Origin of the sequence: Ruania alkalisoli, from assembly GCF_014960965.1 — a bacterium.
GTDB classification, from domain to species: domain Bacteria; phylum Actinomycetota; class Actinomycetes; order Actinomycetales; family Beutenbergiaceae; genus Ruania; species Ruania alkalisoli.
In genome coordinates, this window is sequence record NZ_CP063169.1 from 3,701,606 (window position 1) to 3,725,381 (window position 23,776).

Below are 23,776 nucleotides of genomic sequence, written 5' to 3' on the forward strand. Positions count from 1 at the left end.
GACTGCCTCAGAGGCTGTAGTCGAGGTACCGGGCGGGCGGGCCGGTTCGGACCCCGGTCCGCGCGCCTGCCGCACCGTCGGATCCACCTGCACCGGCGGAACTCTCGGGACCAGCGCTCTCAGGACCAGCGGAACCTGCGCCGTCGGGAATCATCCCCCGCAGCCGCGCGATGCGCTCCTCCGGGACGTAACGGACGCCGCGCTCGGGATCGGGCTGGGGCACGTTCACCACGAGCGGGCCGTTGCCGCTGCTGTACTCCCAGTCGCCGGACCACGAGCGCCCGGGCTCGAACAGGGTGCCCTTGACGGTCACGTGCACGCGGTAGCGGTAGAACGGGCGGAACTCGGGGTCGGAGGTGAACACGGTCCAGAACCGATCGGTGTCCAGATCGTCCTCACCCCAGGAGAAGCGCACCGAGGGGCGGCCGAGGGGTTCACGGGTGTCGGGATCGACGGGCTCGAACTCGGCCTCCACCTTCTGGGTGTTGTCGGTGAGGACCACGCCCAACTCAACCGGCCCGACGGCGAGGCGCCCGGCCGTATCGGCCCGCACCTCGAGCGTGGTGTCGTTGAGCAGCTGCCCGTTGGGTTCGGGATCGAGATCGATGACGTTGTTATCGATCTGTACGCGGCGGTACGGGTCGGAGGCCTCGCTGGGTGGTTCGGCCAGGTGCACCTTACGCTTGACGAAGGTCTTGTCCGGGGACCAGTCCTCGGGGGCATTGGCGACGTCGGCGGCGACCTTCTGTGCCGTCTGGTACTTCCAGGATCCGTCCTCACCCTCCAGTCCGGCGAAGCTGTGCCCCTCCCACTGGATCTCACCGCTGGTGTTGGGGTAGCCGACCTGCACGCTGAGGAACTCGACGTTTCCGTCCTCCCAGGCGGCCACCGGGCGCACCACGCGGGCGAGCTTGCGGGGCCAGTCGTCGAGATAGACGGTGAGGAAGTACTTGCGCTCAGCCTCCGGGTCGTCCTTGATCTCGTCGAACATGCCGGCCATGGAGCTGGAGATGGTGTGGTCCTGCAGGTAGGCGAACTGCTGCGTCTCGTGATATTCGAGGTTCAGTCGGGTGGTGTCGCGGCGGTACTTCAGGGCGACGCCCACACCCCACGGTGTGAACGAGCCGGAATCAGCCTCGGCGGCCTCGACCTCTGGCGGTGGCGGGTCGAAGATCATGCCCTTGGCCTGCTCCATGAACTTCTCGTAGACGAGGTTGGACTTCTCGTCCAGGCGGCGGGCGATCTCCTCGGAGCCGGGCAGGGTGGTGTCGACCTTGAGGTCCACGGTGATGGTGCCGTTGGTGCGCATGTTGTTGAACTCGGTCTGGATGTCCGCCGAGGCCCAGAACGCGCGGCCGGAGGCGGCGGCCGAGAAGTGCTCGAACACCCGGTCCCAGTTGCCGACGATGTCGAGGGTGACCACCGGGGACCACACCTTGAGCTTGTAGTTCTGGATGACGATCAACGGGGAGGCAGTGCCGTGGAAGGCCTCCCAGCAGATCGCAGCCGGGTAGGCACCGATGAGGCCGCTGAAGGCGTGTGTGCCGGTGGGCACGATCGAGCCCTTGCCGTTGCCGTGCATCTGCCAGTACCAGGGGTCGAGGTTGGAGCCGCTACCTCCGGTCAGCACCGGGCTGCCGTCTTCGGCGACGGGCGGCGGGCCGGATTCGTCGCGGGTGCGGGTCAACCGGGGCCGACCGGCGGTGCCGCGATAGGCGAACCGGGACCCACCGGCACTCGGCAGGGTCGGCAGACCGCGGGAGGTGGGCGAGACGTTGGAGACCGAGGTGATGTTCTCGGTGATGATCGCCGGGCGGAAGGTGGGCTCCTTACGGCGGCCCTTCAGCCCCCAGAACACGTCCTCGCTCTCGGCGTACTTGGCGGTGATCTGCGACTCCGACTGCCGGCGCACGTGCTCGGGGATGGCGCCGGTGACCGAGAACGTCAGCACACCGCCGGCCACCTCGCCGGGCGATCCGATCACGGCCTCCCCGCCGGTACCGGCGAAGCGGACCAGGTTGAACAGGTAGTCGCCCGAATCCGGCCCGTCCTTGCGGGCCATCCGCACCAGGTTCGGGATGTAGTAGAAGACCGGCGACTCACCCTGGCGGATCAGTTCACGGTTGTTGACGTCGGGCAGATACAGCACGTCGTACCCACCGCTGACGATGGGTTCGGTGCCTCCGGCGTAGGTGGGCCCCATGGCTTGCACGGACATGACGTTCCCCAATCTCGGTGAGAGGTGCTCGTACCTCTCCATGAGGGGATGGGGGGCGGCGTGATACGCCTGATCAGGAGTCGCGCCGGATGGCCCACGCGGCGCTCGCCGGCCGGCAGCCTGGCAGGCCGAGACTCAGGACGTCACCGACGCTCGACGCGAAGCGCGACCGATCCACTGGCACGGCGCCCCAGTCGCAGCTCCAGCCGCGTGAGCGCCGTTCCCCAGACGCCGGTGAGCATCGGATCCTCCAGGCGTCGCTCGGTCAGGTTCACACCCTCGACGTCCCCGGTCCAGGCGATCCGGACCGGCGCACCACCCGCGAGCGGCACCACGTCGATGCTCCCGTCCCCCACGCGGGTGACCTCACCGGCGATCATCCACTGCAGGCAAGAGTCCGCGCGCACCGGCTCGGTGAACCCCCAGTCGTCCTCGACGATGCATGACCCGTCCGCCCGGTTTAGCGAGAGAATTCGCGCCCAGTGGTCGAGCCCGGTGACGGGGTAGGCCGCGGCGAGGTCGAGGCTCATCGTCACCGTGTCGCCGTCCAGAGCATGAGAGAAGCCACGGGCCCGGCGGGCACGCCCGGGTGTCTGCTCGTGCCCGGCAACCACGGGCACGTTGTGCCACCGGCTCTGCATGGCCCAGAACTCATACCGCTCCGGTCCGAACATCCCGGCGCTGTACGTCAGGCGACCGGGATCGACGAGGACGGGGACGCCGTCGGAGGCCACGATGACCGACCCGACATCGTTGTGGTTGTGGCTCTCGGCATTGTGCCCGCCCTTGAGCACGGCCACCAGGCCCTCGGCGCGCCCCGGGTGTTCACGTACGAGCCCGATCTGCACATCCGGAAGCCACACCTGCCCCACCAACGGCGGATCGGCCGAGCCGGCCACACCGCTACCGAGCGCCTCCAGACCGCCGACCACCCGGGCGAGGTTCATCGGCCACTCGGCCGACAACTCCGACGGCGTCCACTGACTGAGCGCATACCGCCTGGCATCGGCGTCGCCGATCCGGTGTGCCCATCGCAGCAGCACGTCCCAGGGCACATTGGCCTGCGGCTGGGCCGAGGCATCGGCGACGTTCACGTGCCACGGGCCGCCGAGATGCATCCGGTGCGGGAAGGCGATGGATGCCCGGATCGCCGGTATCTCCGCCGCGCTCAACCGACCTCCGGTCACGCGCTCGAGCACATCGAGCGCTTCCAGGGCGCGACCCACACCCTCCCACCAGTACCCGTAGCCCTCGTCGACCGAGCCGTCCTCGGGGATGGTCACCAGGTACCGGTCCAGTCCGCCGATCGCCCTGGCCACCGTGGCGGTGCGGCGCGGTCCAGGCGGGAGGAGCTGGATCGCGGCGGCGAGCACATTGCCGCAGATCCACGGGCACCAGTTGTTCACGTCACTGGTCAGCCAGTGCCAGTCCCGGTCCAGGAACGGCTCGAGCACACGCCGGCTGCTCTCCGCCTGCACCCGCTCCCGTAGCCCCGGGAACGCATCATCCAGATCGTCACCGAGTATCCTGTCCACCCAGGCGAGTTGGGCGGCGATCTCCCCGGCGCCCAGATCCAGCCACGGCTCGACCGGCGGGACCACGCTGCCACTGCGCTCAGGGCCAGGGTCGTGCGCAACCCAGCACCAGGACGTCTGCTCGCACAGCAGCAGGACGCCGTCCGCGACCTCGTCCAGCAGTGGCAACCGGTCGCCGTCGATGGCTGCGGTGGCCCGCACGACGGCGCGGGTGAGGCGAGCCTGCCGCGCCCGCACCAGGTCTTCGTGGGCGGTCCGGACGCCGTCACGGTGGAAGCGGGCGTAGTGGGAGGCCTGCGGCGAGGGCCACGGCGTGCCGCTCTCACGCGCGGCCTGGTCGGCGAGCGCAGCGAAAGCGGGACCGGTCCAGCCGGCCATGGGGCCCGGTAACGCCGGCGCGAGTATCCCTGCGAGCGCGTCAGGGTCGAGGAGCGGCCGCCAGGCGGTCACGAGCGGGCCAGATGAGGTCACGGCTCAAGGCAATCGCCTCCGGGCAGGGGCGTCAACTCGCCCCGCGCCGCTCAGCCGGCGCCGTCCACGAACGCGCGCGCATGCGCCTCGTTCCAGCCACTGATCGCCAGCTCCCCCGTGGGGATACGCTCCGCTACCACGGGCGCGGAGACGACCTCACCAGCGACGACCATCGCCAGTCTCTCCTGATCATCGGCAGCCACCAGCGCCTCGGTGAGATCTGTGAACGCGGCCGCATCTTCTGGCAGCAGGGCGATGGTCACCACGGTCTCGTCGGTTGCCTGACCCTCATCGTTGGCCCTGCTCCCGAGCTCGATGCTCTGCACGGCACTCACCTCGAAGCCCTCGGCCAGCGCGAAGCACTCGGAGTGGTTCAGATCGGGCACGTACCCCTCGTCGCAATCAGGCCCGGCCGCATCCTCCACCGGCGCGAACGTCAGCGGCTCGGCCAACGTGACCTCGGCATCGCCCGCACAGCCGCCGAGCAACAGCCCGCTTCCCACGACAGCCGCGCCGAGGCGCCACCGACCTCGATCCATCCCCATCGCCCCCGTCGTTGCCATGCGTCCACGGTATCCAGCCAGCGCAGACCCGCAACCGTCAGTCGCTGACGAAGTCCGCACTCACCTCGGCCGTGACATCCACATCGCCTGCCTTCAGGTCCGGTGCCTGCGAGGCGGGCGCTCCCGCACGGGACGCGAATGCCTGTGGCGCCGCACCGCCCGACGCATGGGGTCGCAGGCCGGGTTCGTACACGGCCTCCAGGCGGGGCTCGGCCAGTCCGAGCGCGGCAGCGAAGTCGCTCGCCCGCACGACGGCGTCCCGCACCGCGTCCTGACGCGTCGCCTTCTCCGCGGCACGGCGGGTGGCCTGCGTCAGCTCCCAGCTGATGCCCGCCACCGAGACCCCCTCGACCGCTCCGATCTCGGTGACCCAGGCCGAGAGTGCGTCAAAGTCCTGAAACCGCACCGTCACCGAAGCCACGCTGCGAAACTTGGTGATCGTCGTATCGGAGTCCTTGCGGTACTCCTTGAACGCAGACGCCTGGACGCGGTCGGCGCCCCACCAGGTGGCGGCACCGGACTCCTGATGACGCCGCGCCTGCTCTGTCACCTGACGGTGCACCTGGATCGTGCGCGACAGTACGGAGCCGCGGTCCCGGCCCTCGAACGTGACGTGGAGGCGCAGTTGCGCCCGCTCCGGAGGAAGAGACCGGGTGGCCGTCCCGTACACGCTGAACGTCGTCATGTGCGGAATCATCCCACAACCCGGGCCGGAACAGCGCTGTCGCCGCAAAAACGAGGGGTCGTCATCGACGGCATCAGCGACGTATCCGATAACGCGAGTGGATGTGATCTAAGCTCGCAAGATCAACTCAACATATCCATAATTAATACCAGCACTCTTTCAGCCAGCGATCACAAGAATCCGCTATCAACGCACACCAAATATTTGCGCGTTGAAGATTCCGATGGTCGACCCCGGGCCGACCACGTCGGCCGGGCCCAGCATCGAGCCCGGCCGACGCGCCCCAAGCATGAGCGCACCGCAGGAGGTGGTGCGCTCCGTTACTTACCTCAGAGGCCCAGGCCGCCCAGCAGGCCGAGGACGATGGAGAGGACGGGCTCGAGGAGTCCGAGAATGGTGTCAAGCATGAAGAGTCTCCTTCTCTCAATTTTCGGACGACATAAGAAGATTATGCCGTTCGCCCGTTGGCGATGGCACTACTCTGCCCGTTCCCTATACGACCGGTCAAGACCAGAATTCGTGAACATCGCGTAACGGCTGATCTACAGACCCTGCCACGCGGGCTTGGTCTCGTAGGTCTCGCGATAGTAGTCCGCCAGCTGGAGCCGTGCGGCGGCCGCTGGGTCGACGAGGACCGAGACATGCGGGTGGTGCTGCAGCACCGACGCCGGCCACATCGCCGAGACGGGCCCTTCGACCATCTGGTGGATCGCCTCAGCCTTGTGCCGCCCGGTGGCCACGAGCACCAGGTGACGCGCGGCCTGGATGGTCGCCAGCCCTTGGGTGAGACAGTGGGTGGGAACCTTGTCGATGTCATCGTCGAAGAAGCGGGCATTGTCCACCCGGGTCTGCCGCGTGAGGGTCTTGATCCGGGTGCGTGAGGCCAACGACGACCCCGGCTCGTTGAACGCGATGTGCCCGTCGGTACCGATCCCGAGAATCTGCAGGTCCACACCACCGGCTGCGGCGATCGCCTCCTCGTAGGCCGCGCAGGCCGCCGGGATGTCCTGCGCCAGACCATCTGGTCCCTGCACGGCACCATCGGCGAAGTCGACGCGCCCCACCAGCTCGGTCTCGATCACGTTCCGATACCGCTGCGGATGATCGGCCGGCAGCCCCACGTACTCGTCCAGCAGGAAGGCCCGAGCCCTGGCGAAACTCACCTCACCCTGCTCGTGACGACGGACGAGCTCGTCGTACACAGCGAGCGGTGAGGATCCGGTGGCCAGTCCTAGTACGGCGTCCGGCTTCCGCTTGAGCAACGCCACGATGGCATCGGCGACGATCCGCGCACTCTCGGCAGGTCCAGGCTGAATGATCAGTTCCATGGGCCCAGTCTCACAGAACACCGACCTTCAGACATAGCAGGGCCCCGTGGTGGACATTGCCGCCACGGGGCCCTGCTGATGAGGACAGGCTCTAGGACTTCTTCCTCCCGGCCACGCTCACGAACACTCCGAGCAAGACGATCGCCGCCACCACCGAGATGGCCAGGCGGATCCAGTCGATGCCCGACGTGTTGTCCACGCCGAGCCAGCCTGCGACGAGATACCCGATCAACGCGCCGGCGATCCCGACGAGGATCGTCCAGAGCACCCCGATCTTCTGCTCGCCCGGTTTGAAGAGTCGCGCCAGCACACCGACGATGGCGCCGAAGACGATGAGGCCGATGACTTCACCCATGTGCGTCCGTCCGTTCTTCTCAGCCGCCCAGGGGCGGCACGCGAGCGCTCGCCGCGCGCGTTCAGCGTGCCACAGCGCGCCGCATCTCGCCGGTCGAACGGGCCCGCGGGTCAGCACTGCCAAGAGCACCTCTGACGGCGCTTGACCTTCACACGGTGATAACCCCTGGGATGGGGGCAGGAGGTACACACCATGACCGCACCACAGCCCGACGCCACCACCCGGATCCACCGCGCTCTCGCCGCACCAGACCCGTCGATCCGGCAGCGCGCCGCCATGCTGGCCGGGACCTACCCGGCACCCGAGCACGTCGATCCCCTCATTGCACGGTGCGCCGTGGAGCCGGACTTCTTCGTGCGCGACATGCTCACCTGGGCCCTGACCCGGCATCCTGAGCACATGACCGTGCCGCGGCTGCTGGCGGAGCTGGCAGCACCACAACCGCAGGCGCGCAGCCAGGCGCTACACACACTGTCCAAGATCGGTGCCGCGCGCACCTGGCCGGGCGTGCGTGGTCTCCTGAAGGACCACGACGACGAGGTGGCCCGCAGCGCCTGGCGAGCGGCCGCCGTCGTGGCCCCGGCGCATGCCCGGGCCGAGACGATCGAGACTCTGGCCACTCAGCTCGGCCGTGGTGACACGGACATGCAGCTGAGCCTGAGCCGGGCGCTGATCGCGCTCGCCGGGTCTGCCGAAGACACCCTGAGTGCAGTGCTACGCACAGCCGCCAGCCACCCAGCCATGAGCGACCACGCGGCCGCCACGGAGCTCCTGTGGGCCGATCCAGACGCCGGATTCGCCATCGATCACGCGCGGAAGGTCCGCGCCCTGGCAGGATCACCGCATGCTGATCGGTGAGGTCTCCCGCCGCTCGGGGGTGAGCGCCCGGATGCTCCGGCACTACGACACCCTCGGCCTGGTGCGCCCCACGGGGCGCACCAGCGGTGGGTACCGGGAGTATTCCGCCGAGGACTTCGAGCGCATCCTGCACGTGGAGGGACTGCGATCCCTGGGCCTGTCCCTGCGCCAGATCGAACGTGCCCTGCAGGATCCCGGCGCCACGCCGTCAGCACTGGTCGGCGAGCTGATCGAGCAGGCCGAGCGACGACTGGTCCGGGAACAAGAACTGCTGGACCGGCTCCGTGCCGTACAGCAACGGGACTCACCCGCGTGGGAGGACGCGTTGCAGATCGTCGCGCTTCTGGGTGCCCTGACCTCCCGCAACCCGACCAAGCGGCAGCGGGCCGCCCTCGCCGATGGCGGCACTCCCGCCACGCTCGCGGCCGCCGTGCTCACCGAGGGCGAGCTGAACACGGCCGGTGCGTTGCGCTGGGCGCTCGCCCGCAGCGGCCCGGAGGCGGTTGCTCACCTGGCCTCCGGTCTCGACTCCCCCGATGTCGAGGTGCGTCGGCGAGCGGTCCGGGCGTTGGCGGCACTGCCCGACGATCGCGCCGCCGCGCTGCTGGTACGGGCGCTGGCCGATCCGGATGCCGACGTGCGCCAGCACGCCGCCCTGACCGTAGGCGCGCGTGGGGTCCCGGCCGCGACAGACACGCTGATCGCGATGGTGCTGGACGGTCCGAACGACGTCGAAGCCGCCGAGGCGCTCGGCGTGCTGGCGCGCGAGGGCACCGACGGGATCGCCGCTCGCCTGTCCACCGCCGTGCCGGACGCCGGTTCCAGCGGGCGCCGCCGGATCGCGCAGGCGCTGGCGGAACTACCACCGCAGCAGGCGATCCCCGTGTTGACCGAACTCAGCCACGATCGGGACCCGTCGGTTGCCCTGACGGCGACCTCGGTGATCCGGACCCTCGCTGACGGACGAAACTGACGGCCCTCAGCGATTCCATGCCGTATGTGGCACGGCATCGCTCAGGGCCGTCACTTCTGTCCCGGTCGCTTCTTCGGCGCCGAGATCCAGACGGCGGCACTCACCGCGAGTGTGCCCACCACCTCACCCCAGGTGGGGACCTGCCGCAGCACGACGACCCCGATCACCGTGGCAGAGACCGGCAGCAGCGCGTTCAGCAGGGCAAAGGTGGCCGTACCGAGCCGCTTCAGCGTCACCTGGTCGAGCGAATACGGGATCACCGTCGAGAGCAACCCCACACCGAGGAGCAGGAGTCCGATCGGCCAGGTCAGCTCGGCGAGCGTGCCGCCGGCGAGGAAGGGGGCGTAGAGGACGGAGGCGACCGTGAGGCCGAGCGCGAGGGAGGCGCTGCCGCTGCGACGGCTCACGATCCGGCCACCGATCACCATGTAGCCCGCCCAGAGCACCCCCGCCCCGAGGGCAGCGGCCAGCCCCAGGGCAAGTTCCGCCGTCGCGGGATGCCCGGCCCAGTCGAGCCCGACGAGTGAGATCGCGAGCACCCCGAGAGCTGCCAGCACCACGGCGAGCCGGTGCCGGGTGCCGCGCCCGCCCGCTGCGGCAACGACCACCGGTCCGGCGAACTCGAGCGCCACCGCAGCCCCGAGCGGCAGGTGATCGATGGCGATGTAGAACAGGATGTTCATGCCGAGCAGAACCAACCCGAACAGGGCAGTCTGCCCGACCGTGCGGCGGGTCCACGGCCACCGCCACGGGCGCACCACGAGCAGCAACACGAGTGCCCCGACGGCGCCCCTCGCCCAGGCCACGGAGGGTGCCGGGATCGTGGCGTACAACCCGACGGCGAGCGCCGCACCGAGGTACTGGCTGAAGCCGGCGGTCAGGAACAGCGCGGGGGCCGGGACGCGGTCCAGGCGCGAGGTCACCACGTCAGGGTCACCGCCAGGGCTCGGTGGTCGGAGATGCGCAGGCGCCGGGCGTTGACCTGGGCGACCTGGGCGCCGCGAACGAGGACATGGTCGAGCTGACGGCGAGGAGCGGCGGCGGGGAAGGTGAGCGCCCGGGGCAGGCGGTAGTGGCGAGCGAGTGGTGCCACGGCCCAGGGATCGAGGTTCAGGTCACCGCAGATCAGCCCCGGCCCATCGGGGACGAGCCCGTCCATCGCGCGGATCAGCCGCGAGAGCTGGGCGGCCGCCATCGGGGCGAACAGCGAGAGGTGGGTGGAGCACACCGCTACCGGCCCAGCGGGGGTGCCGAGCACGGCGGCGAGCGCAGCACGGGGCTCGTCCTCCCAGCGAGCGATCGTCCCGGAACGCCAGGAGGGCAACGGCACGGGGATACGTGGATGGCGCAGCACGGACCAGGTGAGGATCGGGTGGCGCGAGAGCAGCGCCAGGCCGTAGGCGGGGCCAGGGTGGTCGCCGGAGCGGGCCGGACTGCGCCTCGTTCGGGAGCGCACATCGCCGGTGAGGGTGGCGGCGTAGTGGCGGTACGGCAGGTTCAGAGCATCGGCAACGATCCCCGCCTGGTCCTGCCTGCCGCTACGAGGCTGCCCGCGGTCGACCTCCTGCAGTGCGACCACGTCCGCCTCGATCCCGGCCACTGCGGAGGTGAGCATGGCGGCGTCGGTGGGCTGCGCCGTCGAGGCATCCAGACCGCGCTGGAGGTTGAGGGTGAGGGCCTGAAACCTCACGCCTGGTCGGTCTCGCCCGCTGTGTCGAACGTCAGGGAGACCGAGTTCATGCAGTACCGGTCGCCGGTGGGGGTCTGCGGGGCGTCCTCGAACACGTGACCGAGGTGGGAGCCGCACCGGGCGCACCGCACCTCGGTGCGCACCATGCCGTGGCTACGGTCCTCGATCAGCTCGACGGCGTCGGAGTCCTGTGGGGCGTAGAAGCTGGGCCAGCCGCAATGGGAGTCGAACTTGGTGGTGGAGCGGAAGAGCTCATTCCCGCATGCGCGGCAGCGGTAAACGCCCTCTCGGTTCTCGTGCAGCAGTTCCCCGGTACCGGCCCGCTCGGTGCCCGCCTGGCGCAGCACCGTGAACTCCATCGGGTTCAGCTCGGCGCGCCATTCGTCCTCGGACTTGCTTACCTCGTACATGGTCTCCATCCTCCCACCGGCTGCTGGAGTCTGCCGTGCTTGCGGCCCTCCGCGGGCCCACCCGAAATCGCTCGTCGATCTGGCGGTGGGCCCATGACGGTCAACCGCCAGATCGACGAGGAATTCCCGGTGGCGGCGGGGAACGAGGTCCGTGAAGGGGGCAGAATAGTTCCGGCAGCCGGTCTACCCCTTGGAGAGTGCCTCACCCATGCGTGTGCTCATCACGAACGACGACGGAATCGACTCCCCAGGGCTGACGATCCTGGCGCACGTGGCCGCCGACGCCGGGCACGAAGTGCTCGTCGCGGCCCCGAACAAGGAGTACTCGGGCTTCTCCGCCGGACTCCAGGGGGAACAGGAGGAGTCAGGCAACCTGCGCCAGAGCCCCGGGCGCCCACCCGGGCTGCGGCAGGGGATCGAGGCGATCGGGGTCCACGGCAGCCCCGCGCTCATCTCCGTTGTGGCTGGGATGGGCGGGCTCGGCCCGCGCCCCGACCTGGTGCTCTCAGGGATCAACCTCGGTCCCAACGTGGGCCCCGCGATCTTGCACTCCGGCACGGTCGGCGCGGCACTTGCAGCGGCCGCCCAGGGCATCGCGGCCGTGGCGTTCTCGATCACCGGACGCGAGATCGCCCATTCCGAGACGGCGACCGCGGTGGTCTCCACGGCGTTCGAGTGGGTCACCAGTCACCCGCAGGACGGGCGTGTACTCAACATCAACATCCCGGACGTACCGCAGGGTGATCTGCGTGGGCTGCGCACAGCGCAGCCGGCCCGATTCACTCTGGAGGACGGCGAACGGGAACGTCAGGTGACGAGCATGCTGTTCCGCCCCTTCTCCAGCGACGACGTCACCTTCGATGCGGACTCCGACGCCGGCCTACTGGCGCAGGGCTGGGCCACCGCGACCCTGCTGCGCTCCCACGTCCACGACGAGAGCGCCGCGACGATGCCCGGATTCAACACACAGGAGGTCATGCGATGACATGGTTGGTGACCGGCGGCGCCGGCTACATCGGGGCGCACGTGGTGCGCGCGTTCACCCAGGCCGGGATCGACGTCGCGGTGGTGGACAACCTCGCCAGCGGGATCGAGTCCTTCGTGCCCGAGGGGGTCCCGTTCGAGCAGATCTCCATCCTGGACACCGAGCGGCTCACCCAGGTGCTGCGTGAGCACGACTGCCAGGGCGTCGTGCACGTGGCCGGCTTCAAGTACGCGGGCGTCAGCGTGCAGCGGCCCCTGCACACCTACAGCCAGAACGTCACGGGCACCATCAGCGTGCTCGAAGCGATGGCCGCGGCCGGGGCGGGTTCGATCGTGTTCTCCAGCTCGGCCGCCACCTACGGCACGCCGAGCGTGGACCTGGTCACGGAGGAGACCGCCACCACACCGGAGTCGCCTTACGGGGAGTCCAAGCTGATCGGCGAATGGCTGCTCGCCGACCAAGCCCGGGCCACTGGGCTGTTGCACACGTCGCTGCGGTACTTCAACGTGGTCGGCTCCGGTTCGCCGGAGTTGCGGGATGCCTCACCACACAACCTGTTCCCGCTGGTGATGGATGCGCTGGCCGAAGGCCGCACCCCGAAGATCATGGGCACCGACTACGACACCCCGGACGGCACGTGCGTGCGGGACTACATCCACGTCAGCGATCTCGCCGAGGCCCACGTGAACGCCGCCAAGGCGCTGGCTCAGGGTCAGCAGCTGCAGCCGGTGTACAACCTCGGCAGCGGCGACGGGGTGTCGGTGCGGCAGATCATGGACACGATCGCCGCGGTGACCGGGATCGACTTCGAACCTGAGCTGGCGGACCGCCGTCCTGGCGACCCGGCGCGGATCGTCGCCTCCGGTGAGGCCGCGGCACGTGACCTGGGGTGGCGGATGACGCACACGCTGGAGGAGATGGTCGCCAGCGCATGGGCGGCGAGGAAGGCCACCGGCGCCTGAGGTCCACACCGTATGACAGAGGTTCGGCAGTCTGACCTACAGCCGGCTCCTGCCGAAGGTGGGTCAGACTGCCGGTGGTGTGTCATACGTGGTGCTTAGCCCCAGCCGAGTTCGTGCAGACGCTGGTCGTCGATGCCGAAGTGGTGGGCGATCTCGTGAATCACGGTGACGGCCACCTCTTCGGCGACCTCGTCGACCGATTCGCAGAACCGCAGCGTGGGGTTGCGGTAGATGGTGATGCGGTCGGGCAGCGATCCTGCAGCCCACCACTCCCCCCGTTCAGTCAGCGGGGTGCCCTCGTACAACCCGAGCAGGCCCGGATCCTCGGCCTCAGGCGGGGGCTCGTCCTCGACCAGCACCACCACGTTGTCGATGTGCTGGGCGAGCTCCGGCGGCACGAGGTCCAGGCCCTCGCCGACTGCCTCCTCGAAGTCTTCCCGGGACATCTCGATCACATCGGCCAGTCTCTCATCAGGGGCGTCGGTGACGTGCCCTGAGTGTCGGTAGCGTCCCCCGAGTAACGTCGGGTGGGGCCCCTCGCCACCATCGCCTCGCCTGGAAAGCTCACCCCCACCCAGCGGCCTCCACTGGTCGGACGCAACACGGCAGCCACGTCCGACACAGGAGAGGTATGAGCAGACGTCTCACCACCATCACGACGCTACTGTGCACCGCGATGGCGGTGTCCGGTTGCGGCGGCATCGTCTCCGGCGACCAACCATCCGCCACCGCGCCCCACGGCGAACCAGCCGCCTCTGAACTCGTCGGGCTCTGGCAGGTCGAGGCTGACGGCCTGGAGACTGACACCTGGGTGCAGATCGGTTCCTCGTTCTCGCCGATGAGCCTGACGGTGTGGAGTCAGGACTGCACGCAGTCCGGGATGTGGCGTGCTCGTGCCGGCACGCTGCTCACGCAGGTCGACTCCTGGTCCGGGACGTGCGACGGCCCGGAGACTCCCTGGCTCGAGAATGCGACCCGATTCACGACGTCCGGCCAGAACGTCATCCTGACGGACGCTGCTGGCCAAGAGACGGCCCGGCTGACGATCGACGGAGCCCCGCCACCGAATCCGGACATCGCCGATGAGTTCCGGCAGCAGCCCGAGTTGACCGAGGAGCAGCGCGCCGAGATCGACACTCCTGTGGAGCCCCTGCCCGGCGGCGTGGAACCTGCCACGGTCGAGGACGTGCTCGGGCGGTGGGTCCCGATGGAGGAGTACTCGACCGAGCCGTATCTGGAGGTGTCCGAGGACGGCGCATGGTCCGGATCCGACGGCTGCAACCATGTCGGCGGCCGCTGGGCGTTGGCGACCGACGGCAGCCTCCTGACCGTTTCCGGTGCGCAGACGCTCATCGGCTGCGAGGGGCACGACTTCGGCGCCCCGATGGCGCAGGCGGCCTGGCTGGTCGTGGAGGGTGAGCGCCTGAGGTTCTACGGCGACGAGGGCCAGGTTCTCGACGAAGCGACCCGTGCCTGAGGTCAGGTCCGTACCCGTGCCGGGCTCCGCCGTCGCGAGGCTACGGCAGGCCTCACGAGGGCCCACGACGGCGTCCCTCACCAGCGTGCTCCACGTCACTCTGACCCGTTTTGCCCCGGCGCACTCGGGTGTCGTATGATTTCCGAGGTTCTGGGGCGTCGGACGGCGTCACGGGCAACCGGGCCCCCATCGTCTAGCGGCCTAGGACCCCGCCCTTTCACGGCGGTAGCACGGGTTCGAATCCCGTTGGGGGTACGGAACAATTTCATAGCAAGACACGCGAGGCCCCGTAGCTCAGTTGGTTAGAGCGCCGCCCTGTCACGGCGGAGGCCGCCGGTTCAAGTCCGGTCGGGGTCGCGGTTCAATCGCCCGGTCACCACCATGACCGGGCGATTGTGTCAAGGCTCTGTAGCTCAGTTGGTAGAGCGTTCGACTGAAAATCGAAAGGTCACCGGATCGACGCCGGTCGGAGCCACAGCAAAGGAGCGTCACCTCTCACGGGTGGCGCTCTTGCTGTGTCTGGCCACGGGAACGCAAACGCTCATTAACGAGCCACTTCCTCCAGCCTCGACGTTGAGCACCGGCGTGGGATTCGAACGGACACCGCTGGTCAACGTACGGTCACCGCTGCTGGGCCCGGACACCGCTCCAGGGCTGGCCGCCACATTCGCCACCCTGGAGTCATGGGCCGCCGAGCCCGGCACGGCCAGTGACATCGGCACGGAGTTCATGCAGGCCTCGCGTACCTACGTGACAACAGCCCGACCAGTTGGTGCTTGGCAGAGCTAGGTACTCAGTCGAACCCTCCGGTGTCCGCATGACATACCTTGGCCGACGTCAACCTCCTGCTCGACGCCGGCCAAGGCGGTGATCACTCCTGCGCGGGCGGACTCAGCGCTCACCAACCCGGCGCCGAACGATCAGGCCCCCGCTCACGAGCAGCGTCGCCACGAGCATAGCCAGGGCTATCGAAGCGCCGGAGTCGGCTAGCGCACCCGGAGAGGAGTCGCCCTCGCGCGTCGCTGGTAGGCCCGCTTGGGTAGGGCCAGCGCCCGGCCGGTCGGCCCCGGATGCGTCACCGTCGCGGTCCGCCGGCTCAGGGTCGATCGGCTCAGGGTCGATCGGCTCAGGGTCGATCGGCTCAGGGTCGATCGGCTCAGGGTCGATCGGCGCACCCGGGCTGCATCCGTCCTGGGGCAGGCTGCCAGTGCCCGGTTCCCCGTGGTCCTTACGCACGTTCCACGCGACACAGTGGGGGTCCCCATCGTCTCCGGAGACCTCAAACGCCTGCGCATTGCCGACGTTCGCGATGACCAAGGCTTGCGCGACGTCAGGGCCGAGCCGGACCTGAGGTGCGTCGTCGTGCAGGTAGGAAGCACTCAGATGCAGGGATCCGCCGGTCACGTCGAATGCGCCCTCGGAAGAGATCCACTGGCTGACAGTGACCTCGCCGCTGCCGTGCAGATTGCTGCCGCCCCTGGCCGCCCAGGCGAGGGTTTGGTGGAGTTGCAGGCTGCCAGTGAAGTCCTCCGACACGTCGAGGTAGCGCTTGTCCCCCGGGTCGTCCGAGAGATCGATCGCCACCAGCTCGGAGTTGACCAGCACCAGGCCGGACCCGCTACCGGTGGCGACGATGGCCCGTTCGGAGTTGTCAACGCCATGGCCGAGCACAAGTAGGTCGGAACTGGTACCGGCGAGCACGAGCCCATCGGCCATGCCGAAACTGAAGTTGTTGACCAAGGTCACTGCAGTCGCCCCGTCCATCCGTAGCCCGGTGGCCTGGCTTGGTGGTGTTTGCATCCACCAGTCCGACGGCGGCGAGTTGTACTCTCGCTCCCCGTCCTGCCAGTCTCCGACGGAGTTCAGTACGTTCGCGACGTAGCCGCCGGTGCCGGAGTGAGTGATGAAAGTATCGAGTCCCATCCCGGAGGCATAGTCCACCACGACATCGTGCCCGGTGACCTCGATGCCCTGCCGCGAGTTCGGCAGAGTCACGTCCACGACCCACGAACCATCACCCCGCGCACTGATAGTGACCGGATAGTCGATCGGGTCGGCATGATCCTGGAACGGGTAGAAGACGCTCAACCCGCGTACGCCCGCGCCGTCGGCGAGGTCGAGGAGGGCGGGACTGGATTGCCCTTCGCCGGCGTAGGCCACCAGAACGGTCCCACGTGGTGCGTTGCCGTAATGATGCGGACCCTCCCAACTTCCTCGCAGCTCGACGCCGTCAGGCACCTGGAGCGGTTGGGTGATGCGGTAGCGACCCGCCGGTGCGTAGACGGTGCCACCCCCGGCCGAGCCAGCGTCCTGTAGAGCTGCCTGGAAGGCCGCGGTGTCGTCGTGCGCTCCGTTGCCGCGGGCGCCGTGGTCGGTCACCAGCACCACGGTGTCGCTGCCCGGATCCGGATAGCGATCCGCCGGAGGCGCGGCATCGGTCAGGTCGGGGATGCTTGGCAGATCCGCCGGTGCCCAGGTGCCGGTGTCGATCTGCACATCCGCGGTGTCACCTGTCTCGTCTGTCACGGCATCCACGTCAGTTGCGAACTCGTTGCCGAGGATCGCCGCAGAGCTCACCTCGTTGGAGAGCAGGACGGCGGGACTGGCGGCAGTGAATGCGTTCCCGGTGAGCTGGACAGTACCGGCCATGGCGGTCACCGCGTGCTCATCCCACGAAACAAACTCCGACTCGGTGACAACCACGGACCCGTCACCCTCAAGCAGGACCGGCTGGCCCTGAGGAGCCTCGAACGTAGTCTGCGCCAGGGAGATCGTCTGTGGATCGCTCAGGCCGCTGCTGGCGTGCACCCCAATACCGCCGGGCGTGTGGATGGTGGCGTCTGTCACCACGACACCGATCGGACTAGCCTCGACCAAGTCGAGGCCGACCGCGCCGTTGGTGATGGTCAGGTCCCACACCTGCCCATTGGCCAGACCGTGTTCACTGCGTGCGGTACGCAGTGCGGCGGCGTAGCTGTCGAAGGAGAGCGTAGAAAAGTAGAACCAGTCGTACTTGTAGGCCGTGATGCCGACGGCGTTCGCTCGCAGGTGTGCAGCGACGTCCTCGGAGGCGGGACCTCCAGGCCACTCCGCCCAGTAGCGCGGTCCCATATGTACGTGCTGGACCTGACCGATGTCGTAGATCCCATCGAAGGCCATCCCCTCGTCCAGGAATGTGCCGTGGACGTTCCGCACGAAGTGCCGGGCAGCCACGGCAACGTTGACGCCTCGGTAGGAGTTGACGAACGTGAGGTTGGTCAGGTTCGGCCCGTAGTATCCGTTGTCGTTGCGCCCGTCAGCGTTCTGAATGGTCCATGGGTAGGCGACGACGTTCGTGGGGTCATCCTGTTCCGGGTACCAGATGCTCAAGTCGCGGATGGTCGAGCCGCTGCGGGTGGTGAGGAAGGCGGTTCCGTCGACCTGGCCACGACCAGCATAGGCTGCGAGCACGGTGCCCTCGCCAATGCCGCCCTCGTCTGGGCCGGCCCAGTCTCCGCGCAACGTCACGGCCGCAGGAACGTCCAAGGTGCCGTGGATGTCGAACTGACCGGCCGGCGCGAACACTGTGCCTCCCCCGTTCGCATGCGCGGCATTCATGGCGGACTGGAGCGCGTGCGTGTCGTCGACGCCGTCGTCGGGATGTGCACCGAAGTCACGCACGTCATACTCGGCGATGGGTACGTCATGACTACCGAGGCTCACCGGCATGAGCCGGGCCTCTGGCTCCGGTTGCTGCCGCAGACGCAGGTCGTCGATGCGCACGCTGACAGGGTCCGGGGAAAAGTTGAAGAGCCGGAAGAAGTTGATCGCGCTGAGGTCCGGTTCGCCAGCAACGCCAGCATTGGCCAGGTTGAGGCTGACCAGGTTCCACCCGTCATTGAGGTTGGGGATCAGGTCGATCATGCGCCACTCATACTGGTCAGAGTCGGGGCCACCGGAGCTGGTGAGTTCGACTCGTCCCTCACCGTCACCGAGTGCGGAGACATCCTCGACCCAGTACCAGAACTCCAACACTGCCTCATCGCGGCTGAGGCCCGTGTCCACGGGGTCCAGGTTGAGCATGAACTGCACCTCGTTGCCACCGTCAGTCAGTTCGATACTGGCCGAGCCCTCCTGATACTCGTCGGTATTCAGGCTCAGCGCGTTCCCCCATCCGGTCTCCCAATCCTCCAGGGAGTCAGCGCTGCTCAGCGTGACCCCCGGGTCGCTCACGCCAGGCACTGCGCTTGCCGGCAGGCTCATACCGTGCATGACCCCAAGCACCAGCAGCCCAGTGGCCACTATCGATACGACATGACGCCAGGGATCGCGCCATGAGGAACGAGCGCATCGGGGCAGGTGCTCCAATGCGTTCGAGGTGATGTGCTGCAGACGCATCCTTGCGCTCCCTCCGACCCATAGGGCCGTGTGTACTGATCAGAAGATCATGAACATTGCTGAACGTTCATGATGCGGTTGTACAGTGGAGTGTGATGCTGGGCAGTAGGCGGTGTCAAGGTCCGAGCCCAGGACGACGGGAGCCGACGCGGCCTCAGAACAAGCGGCCCGGCGACGACTCCTGCTGCGCACCTCGTAGCGGACGCGGAGTTTCGCGGCCCGGGCGAGCCGCGTGCCCGTCGCGTCGACCGACGGCGCACGGCACGCGCGGTAGCCTGCGTTCAAGAGTTCATGAAACGGACGGGATGAGTGGGGCCCATGGTGGAGACCGTGACGATGCGCGATGTGGCGCAACGGGCAGGGGTGTCGGCTGGCACTGTTTCGCGAGTGCTGAACGGGCACGAGAACGTCGCAGGCCCCCTGCGCGATCGCGTGCTGGCCGCAGTCCGGGAGACTGGATACGCCACCGACCGGGCGGGCCGGGTACGGAGCCAGCGAAGCGGCGAGCGCGTGCATGAGATTGGGTTCCTTCTTTCCCTCCCCTACCTGGCTCACCAGGACGGCGGACTCATGTCGCCGTTCTGGGCGCACATCTTGCAGGGCGCCCAAGCCGAAGCCCACCGTTCTGGGGCCAGCGTGACCTACGAGGCTTTGCCCGGGGACGCACGAGTACTCCCCCAGCGAGAAGAGGGCCCGCGACGCTTCGGCAGCGCTTTGCTGACCGGCTCTGCACCACCCGACCTGGTTCGCTCCATGCTCGCTTCCGGGCTACCACTCGTGCTGGTGGACAACTACCTGCCGTCACTGGAGGTGGATTCGATCCTCGCCAACTACGCCTACGGCAGCGAGCTCGCGGTGACCGTCCTGCTCGAGTACGGGCACCGGGATATCGCCTTCGTCGGAGGCCCGCTACAGCAGGAGGGTGGCATCCGGCACGCGGTCTCTACCGTGGAGTTGCGGGCAGTCGGCTACCGGAACGCTCTCGCGCAGTTCGGCGTCCCCTTTCGGCCGCAGATCACCGAGACGTGTGACCTCACCCCAGACGGTGGCTACCAGGCCATGCGACGCCTGCTGCAGGCGGACCAGCACTTCAGCGCAGTGTTCTGCGCGAATGACCCGACGGCCTCAGGTGTACTGCGCGCCCTGGCCGAGGCCGGCCTGGAGGTTCCACGCGACGTCTCGGTGGTGGGATGCGACGACGAACTCGGAGCGGTCATGGCACCTCCGTTGACCACTGTACGCCTGGACAAGCAGGCGATGGGCGCGGAAGCAGTGCGGCGACTGCAGTATCGGCGCGACAACCCGACGGCAGCGCCGGTCACCATCATGACCCCGGTCGAACTCGTCAACAGGGCTTCCGTAGCCACACCGCCAGCCTGACAGTGTCGCCGCGCGCCTGAACGGTGCGATGAGTTCGGTTGCGATCAGCGCAACCTCTGTTCATGAACAGCTCCGGAGCGTCTTGGTCTCACGCAGGCCTGACGCTGCCCGCGGAATGCTGGTCTCGCATACTCGCTGCCCGCGTATGAGGCGCGATCCCGCAAGGCCAAACCAACTCGGTTGACACCGCGATAAACGCCGACCACACTATGAACGATCGCCGTGAACAATCATGAACATGGTGAACAAGCCCGTCGCCGCTGGTGGTGACGGCATGATCACGCCGTCGATGGCGGCAGGAGATCCCCCGCGGGGTCAGAAATGCGAGGAAGAGATGTTCATCGGACGACGACGAAGCCGGACGACCACGCTCTTGGTCACCGGCATAGCGGCTGCAACACTGGCGGCCTGCGGCAGCGGGGATAGCGGCGAGAGCAGCAGTGACGCTGAACTGGTGATCCTGGTCCACAGCAACGCCCCCACCGATGCCGTGCTGGAGCAGATCAGCAGGGACTTCGAGGCAGAGAACCCCGGCGTGACCGTGCGCCTGGACACGGTACCGACGGACCAATACACGACAACTCTGAACTCGCGGATGGCGGCGGGTGCGGCCGACATCGTCGAGGGCGACACCGTCCAGCCACTGCCCGGCTACATCGAGGGGGTGCCGGAGCACTCCTTCGTGGAAGGCGTCCAGGCCGGGAACTACGTAGACCTGACGGACCAGGAATGGCTGGACCGGTTCTTCCCCGACACGATCGAGGACATGCAGATTGAGGACAGCACATGGGCTGTCCCCACCGGCTCCACCGTGGTCAACGGGATCTACTACAACATCGACCTGTTCGACGAGCACGGTATCGACGTCCCCAGGACCTGGAGCGAGTTCGTCGCCGCAGGTGAGACGTTCCAGGAAGCCGGCGTGACGCCGCTGCTGCTGGGCGGCAGCGAGCGCTGGCCGGTGGGGCTGCCCAACCTCGGGCTGATCCACAGCACCTACCCGGACCTGGCCGAGTTGGACGAGGCCCTCTGGACCAACCCTGAGGTACTCCTGGAGGACGAAGCGATCTCAGTGCTGGAGAAGCTGCGTACGCTCTACAGTCTCGCGCAGGACAACTTCGCCGGTGTCTCCTACGAGACCTTGCCCGCCGAGTTCGCAGCCGGCAACGCGGCCATGCTCCCGGACGGTTCCTGGTCTGCACCGGTCATCGAGGATGCCGGGCCCGACTTCGAGTTCGGCTACTTCCCGTTGCCAGGCAGCGAGAACCCGGCTCAGAACGTCTTCGGGTACAAGCCGGAGTTCGTCTTCTCAGTGCCCTCGAACGCCGAGAACACCGAGTTGGCCACCCAGTGGTTGGAGTTCTACAGCCGACCCGACAACTATTCTGCCTTCATCGAGGCCAGCGGCTTCCTGCCGTTGCAGCCAGACGTCGAGTCGACGGCGTTCGTGGCTGGTCTGGGTGATGAGCTGGAGCGGATGACACCTCAGTGGGAGACCTTCCACCACGGCAACGAGCTGGCCGGGGAGTACACGCCCTTCTACTTTGAGGGTCTGGCGCCCATGGGCCGGTTCGACGACCCGGATGAGCTCGCGCAACGCATCTACGACGACTGGACCGCAGGGCTAGAAGCGGCCGAGGTCAGCTGAGCAGATGTCGAACCCGTCCACTCCGGCGGGGCTGGCTCCGGGGAACATCCCGGACCAGCCCCCTCGAGCACCTACGAAGCAGCGGAAACCGTCAGTCGTAAGATCCCCACTCGGCGCGGGCCGGGCAGGCAAGGTGATGCCGTGGGTCGGCTTCGTGCCGGGTATCGGCATCTTCACGGTTTTCGTCCTAGGACCGGCGATCGCCATCGCAGTGGTCAGCCTCACCAACCTGTCGGGGACGCCGAACGTCCCCTGGGAGTGGGTCGGGCTCGACAACTACCGCCGCTTCTTCCTCGGGCAGTGGGACGACAACGCCCGGGTATTGATGCGGACGCTGCAGTTCGTGCTGGTGCTGTCCGTCGTCCAGTCCGCGATCGCTCTGGGGATCGCGGTGCTACTGAACGGCAGACTCCGCGGCCGTACGATCGTCCGGTCCCTGGTGTTCCTGCCAACGGTGCTGGGCGTCGTGGTCATCGCACTGACGTTCTCGCTGTTCTTCCAGCCCAACCGCGGGCCCGCGGCGTCGATTGTCGAGCTATTCGGCGTCAGCACCGCGTTCTTCGGCGATCCGAACATCAGTTTCGCCTTGGTCATCGGTGTGCAGATGTGGACCGGCATGGGCTACGCGATGATGATCCTGCTCGCCGGGTTGCAGACCATCCCGGGCGAGCTCTACGAGGCCGCGCGTTGTGATGGCGCCGGTGCCTGGACCCGCTTTCGACACGTGACCTGGCCCATGATCGCCCCGGCCATTACGGTCAACACGCTCATCGCCATCATCGGCTCGATGCAGACGTATCAACTGATCTATGTGCTGACTGGCGGTCGCTTCGAAACCTCGGTGCTAGCGCTTGAGGTGTTCACCGAGGCCTTCGGTGGGGACGGATCCGGAGGAGGAAGCACCCGACAGGGCTATGCGGCCGCACTGTCGATGCTGCAGTTCTTCCTGGTGCTCATCGTGTCCATGGTCGCGCTGCGTTTCCTGCGTCGACGGGAGGTGCAACTGTGACCATGATTCAACCCCGCGCTCGAGCCAATCGGCGGCGCACCGGCTCCCGCCTGGGCCGCACTGGCGCCTATCTGGTGCTGTTACTGACCGCCCTGGTCTGGCTGGTGCCGCTCCTCTATCTGGTCAACACCGCCTTCAAGTCACAGGACGAGTTCCTCGCTGACCCGACGGGGCTGGCCAGTACGGTCTCTCTCGACAGCTTCGTGCAAGCGTGGCAGACGGGTGGGTTCAGTACCTATGTCCTGAACAGCATCGGCTACGTGCTGCTCTCGGCCACCGTCATGGTCGTGCTGTCCCTGCTGATTGCGTTCCCGATCGCGCGCCGATACATCCGTTGGAGCGACGCCTGGTATCGGCTGTTCGTCATCTCGATGTTCCTGCCGAACGCTCTGGTCACCCAGTTCCAGCTCATCCTCTGGCTGGGCCTGTATGACACCCGGATCGCATACGTGCTGCTCATGACGGCCGGGTTCGGACTGGGCCCGTTCCTCATCACCGGCTATCTGCGATCTGTCCCCACAGACCTCGACGAGGCCGCCGGCATGGACGGCTGCGGGTACTTCCGGTACTTGTTCACCATCATCGCGCCGCTGGCCAAACCTGTCCTGGTCACCGTCTTCATCTTCCAGGCGATCAACGTCTGGAACGACATCATCATCGCGACCGTAGTGCTGGCTGACCCTGCGAAGTTCCCGATCAGCCGTGGCCTGTTCGCGTTCTTCGGCACGTACGGCAACCAATCTGCGCAATTGGCCGCAGCGACGCTGATGGTGGCAGCGCCGCTCGTGCTGCTGTATGCAGCGCTTCAGAAGCACATCGTGGCCGGGGCGATCGGAGGTGCGCTCAAGTGAG

21 protein-coding genes and 3 tRNA genes are annotated in these 23,776 nt (G+C 67.6%); 13 read left to right on the plus strand and 11 right to left on the minus strand.

The window, feature by feature from the left end; genetic code table 11:
* Positions 1-7 precede the first annotated feature (7 nt).
* The 6 genes from IM660_RS16470 to IM660_RS16495 all read right to left on the minus strand — a co-directional run bounded on the left by IM660_RS16470 (position 8) and on the right by IM660_RS16495 (position 7,155).
* Positions 8-2,218 (minus strand): hypothetical protein, encoded by a 2,211-nt coding sequence (locus IM660_RS16470; protein WP_193496877.1) that lies wholly within the window; start codon positions 2,216-2,218, stop codon positions 8-10.
* A 143-nt stretch (positions 2,219-2,361) separates the two neighbouring features.
* Positions 2,362-4,224, minus strand: a complete 1,863-nt coding sequence (locus tag IM660_RS16475) for a heparinase II/III domain-containing protein (RefSeq protein ID WP_193496878.1) — start codon at positions 4,222-4,224, stop codon at positions 2,362-2,364.
* A gap of 50 nt (positions 4,225-4,274) precedes the next feature.
* The gene (locus IM660_RS16480) at positions 4,275-4,787 is read right to left on the minus strand and encodes a SecDF P1 head subdomain-containing protein (RefSeq protein WP_193496879.1); all 513 of its coding nucleotides are present in this window, start codon (positions 4,785-4,787) and stop codon (positions 4,275-4,277) included.
* 37 nt (positions 4,788-4,824) lie between these two features.
* Positions 4,825-5,472 (minus strand): SIMPL domain-containing protein, encoded by a 648-nt coding sequence (locus tag IM660_RS16485; RefSeq protein ID WP_193496880.1) that lies wholly within the window; start codon positions 5,470-5,472, stop codon positions 4,825-4,827.
* 542 nt (positions 5,473-6,014) lie between these two features.
* The gene (gene nagB / locus IM660_RS16490; RefSeq protein WP_193496881.1) at positions 6,015-6,800 is read right to left on the minus strand and encodes a glucosamine-6-phosphate deaminase; all 786 of its coding nucleotides are present in this window, start codon (positions 6,798-6,800) and stop codon (positions 6,015-6,017) included.
* Between the two features lie 91 nt (positions 6,801-6,891).
* Positions 6,892-7,155 carry a GlsB/YeaQ/YmgE family stress response membrane protein gene (locus IM660_RS16495; RefSeq protein WP_193496882.1) on the minus strand — a complete coding sequence of 88 codons (264 nt, stop codon included), beginning with the start codon at positions 7,153-7,155 and terminating at the stop codon, positions 6,892-6,894.
* Between the two features lie 192 nt (positions 7,156-7,347).
* Here IM660_RS16495 and IM660_RS16500 point away from each other — a divergent pair, with 192 nt between their 5' ends.
* On the plus strand, positions 7,348-8,013 hold the full coding sequence (locus IM660_RS16500) for a HEAT repeat domain-containing protein (protein WP_193496883.1): 666 nt from the start codon (positions 7,348-7,350) through the stop codon (positions 8,011-8,013).
* The gene (locus IM660_RS16505; RefSeq protein ID WP_193496884.1) at positions 8,000-8,986 is read left to right on the plus strand and encodes a HEAT repeat domain-containing protein; all 987 of its coding nucleotides are present in this window, start codon (positions 8,000-8,002) and stop codon (positions 8,984-8,986) included. Before IM660_RS16500 ends, IM660_RS16505 begins: the two co-directional genes overlap by 14 nt.
* A gap of 50 nt (positions 8,987-9,036) precedes the next feature.
* Here the strand turns inward: IM660_RS16505 and IM660_RS16510 are convergent, their stop codons facing one another.
* The 3 genes from IM660_RS16510 to msrB are packed head-to-tail and all read right to left on the minus strand — an operon-like array spanning position 9,037 to position 11,086.
* Positions 9,037-9,909 (minus strand): EamA family transporter, encoded by an 873-nt coding sequence (locus IM660_RS16510; protein ID WP_246465003.1) that lies wholly within the window; start codon positions 9,907-9,909, stop codon positions 9,037-9,039.
* Positions 9,906-10,676 (minus strand): endonuclease/exonuclease/phosphatase family protein, encoded by a 771-nt coding sequence (locus IM660_RS16515; protein ID WP_193496886.1) that lies wholly within the window; start codon positions 10,674-10,676, stop codon positions 9,906-9,908. Before IM660_RS16515 ends, IM660_RS16510 begins: the two co-directional genes overlap by 4 nt.
* Positions 10,673-11,086 carry a peptide-methionine (R)-S-oxide reductase MsrB gene (msrB, locus tag IM660_RS16520; protein ID WP_193496887.1) on the minus strand — a complete coding sequence of 138 codons (414 nt, stop codon included), beginning with the start codon at positions 11,084-11,086 and terminating at the stop codon, positions 10,673-10,675. Before msrB ends, IM660_RS16515 begins: the two co-directional genes overlap by 4 nt.
* Positions 11,087-11,294: 208 nt before the next feature.
* On the opposite strand from msrB, the gene surE reads away from it, so the two are divergent.
* Together surE and galE are read left to right on the plus strand one after the other, a co-directional pair.
* Positions 11,295-12,071 (plus strand): 5'/3'-nucleotidase SurE, encoded by a 777-nt coding sequence (surE, locus tag IM660_RS16525; protein ID WP_193496888.1) that lies wholly within the window; start codon positions 11,295-11,297, stop codon positions 12,069-12,071.
* On the plus strand, positions 12,068-13,033 hold the full coding sequence (gene galE / locus IM660_RS16530; RefSeq protein WP_193496889.1) for a UDP-glucose 4-epimerase GalE: 966 nt from the start codon (positions 12,068-12,070) through the stop codon (positions 13,031-13,033). The genes surE and galE overlap by 4 nt, the downstream gene beginning before the upstream one ends.
* A gap of 95 nt (positions 13,034-13,128) precedes the next feature.
* Here the strand turns inward: galE and IM660_RS16535 are convergent, their stop codons facing one another.
* Entirely contained in the window at positions 13,129-13,479 is a 351-nt protein-coding gene (locus tag IM660_RS16535; RefSeq protein WP_200837633.1) for a metallopeptidase family protein, read from the minus strand.
* A gap of 185 nt (positions 13,480-13,664) precedes the next feature.
* Between IM660_RS16535 and IM660_RS16540 the strand changes: the two genes are divergently transcribed.
* From IM660_RS16540 to IM660_RS16560, 5 genes are all read left to right on the plus strand, one after another.
* On the plus strand, positions 13,665-14,510 hold the full coding sequence (locus IM660_RS16540) for an META domain-containing protein (protein WP_193496890.1): 846 nt from the start codon (positions 13,665-13,667) through the stop codon (positions 14,508-14,510).
* Between the two features lie 182 nt (positions 14,511-14,692).
* A tRNA-Glu gene (locus tag IM660_RS16545) sits at positions 14,693-14,765 on the plus strand.
* A 28-nt stretch (positions 14,766-14,793) separates the two neighbouring features.
* Positions 14,794-14,867 (plus strand) — tRNA-Asp (locus IM660_RS16550).
* Positions 14,868-14,912: 45 nt separating this feature from the next.
* Positions 14,913-14,985, plus strand: a tRNA-Phe gene (locus tag IM660_RS16555).
* Positions 14,986-15,083: 98 nt separating this feature from the next.
* Complete coding sequence (locus tag IM660_RS16560; protein ID WP_193496891.1) at positions 15,084-15,299, plus strand: hypothetical protein; 216 nt, start codon at positions 15,084-15,086, stop codon at positions 15,297-15,299.
* A gap of 102 nt (positions 15,300-15,401) precedes the next feature.
* On the opposite strand, the gene IM660_RS16565 is transcribed toward IM660_RS16560, so the two are convergent.
* Positions 15,402-18,722 (minus strand): glycosyl hydrolase family 28-related protein, encoded by a 3,321-nt coding sequence (locus IM660_RS16565; protein ID WP_193496892.1) that lies wholly within the window; start codon positions 18,720-18,722, stop codon positions 15,402-15,404.
* Between the two features lie 501 nt (positions 18,723-19,223).
* Here IM660_RS16565 and IM660_RS16570 point away from each other — a divergent pair.
* The 4 genes from IM660_RS16570 (at position 19,224) to IM660_RS16585 (ending at position 23,775) form a co-directional block, all read left to right on the plus strand.
* Entirely contained in the window at positions 19,224-20,267 is a 1,044-nt protein-coding gene (locus tag IM660_RS16570) for a LacI family DNA-binding transcriptional regulator (protein ID WP_246465344.1), read from the plus strand.
* Between the two features lie 238 nt (positions 20,268-20,505).
* On the plus strand, positions 20,506-21,915 hold the full coding sequence (locus tag IM660_RS16575; RefSeq protein ID WP_193496894.1) for an ABC transporter substrate-binding protein: 1,410 nt from the start codon (positions 20,506-20,508) through the stop codon (positions 21,913-21,915).
* A 136-nt stretch (positions 21,916-22,051) separates the two neighbouring features.
* On the plus strand, positions 22,052-22,924 hold the full coding sequence (locus tag IM660_RS16580) for a carbohydrate ABC transporter permease (RefSeq protein ID WP_193496895.1): 873 nt from the start codon (positions 22,052-22,054) through the stop codon (positions 22,922-22,924).
* A 2-nt stretch (positions 22,925-22,926) separates the two neighbouring features.
* A complete protein-coding gene (locus tag IM660_RS16585; protein ID WP_246465347.1) occupies positions 22,927-23,775 on the plus strand; it encodes a carbohydrate ABC transporter permease in 849 nt (282 codons plus the stop codon).
* Position 23,776: the final 1 nt, after the last annotated feature.

Excerpts from the sequence above, each read along its gene's own strand:
- IM660_RS16470 (WP_193496877.1), bottom strand. The coding sequence starts at position 2,218 with ATGTCCGTGCAAGCCATGGGGCCCACCTACGCCGGAGGCACCGAACCC.
- IM660_RS16480 (WP_193496879.1), bottom strand. The coding sequence starts at position 4,787 with ATGGCAACGACGGGGGCGATGGGGATGGATCGAGGTCGGTGGCGCCTC.
- IM660_RS16485 (WP_193496880.1), bottom strand. The coding sequence starts at position 5,472 with ATGACGACGTTCAGCGTGTACGGGACGGCCACCCGGTCTCTTCCTCCG.
- nagB (WP_193496881.1), bottom strand. The coding sequence starts at position 6,800 with ATGGAACTGATCATTCAGCCTGGACCTGCCGAGAGTGCGCGGATCGTC.
- IM660_RS16495 (WP_193496882.1), bottom strand. The coding sequence starts at position 7,155 with ATGGGTGAAGTCATCGGCCTCATCGTCTTCGGCGCCATCGTCGGTGTG.
- IM660_RS16500 (WP_193496883.1), top strand. The coding sequence starts at position 7,348 with ATGACCGCACCACAGCCCGACGCCACCACCCGGATCCACCGCGCTCTC.
- IM660_RS16505 (WP_193496884.1), top strand. The coding sequence starts at position 8,000 with ATGCTGATCGGTGAGGTCTCCCGCCGCTCGGGGGTGAGCGCCCGGATG.
- msrB (WP_193496887.1), bottom strand. The coding sequence starts at position 11,086 with ATGTACGAGGTAAGCAAGTCCGAGGACGAATGGCGCGCCGAGCTGAAC.
- surE (WP_193496888.1), top strand. The coding sequence starts at position 11,295 with ATGCGTGTGCTCATCACGAACGACGACGGAATCGACTCCCCAGGGCTG.
- galE (WP_193496889.1), top strand. The coding sequence starts at position 12,068 with ATGACATGGTTGGTGACCGGCGGCGCCGGCTACATCGGGGCGCACGTG.
- IM660_RS16535 (WP_200837633.1), bottom strand. The coding sequence starts at position 13,479 with ATGTCCCGGGAAGACTTCGAGGAGGCAGTCGGCGAGGGCCTGGACCTC.
- IM660_RS16540 (WP_193496890.1), top strand. The coding sequence starts at position 13,665 with ATGAGCAGACGTCTCACCACCATCACGACGCTACTGTGCACCGCGATG.
- IM660_RS16570 (WP_246465344.1), top strand. The coding sequence starts at position 19,224 with ATGCGCGATGTGGCGCAACGGGCAGGGGTGTCGGCTGGCACTGTTTCG.
- IM660_RS16575 (WP_193496894.1), top strand. The coding sequence starts at position 20,506 with ATGGTGAACAAGCCCGTCGCCGCTGGTGGTGACGGCATGATCACGCCG.
- IM660_RS16580 (WP_193496895.1), top strand. The coding sequence starts at position 22,052 with ATGCCGTGGGTCGGCTTCGTGCCGGGTATCGGCATCTTCACGGTTTTC.
- IM660_RS16585 (WP_246465347.1), top strand. The coding sequence starts at position 22,927 with ATGATTCAACCCCGCGCTCGAGCCAATCGGCGGCGCACCGGCTCCCGC.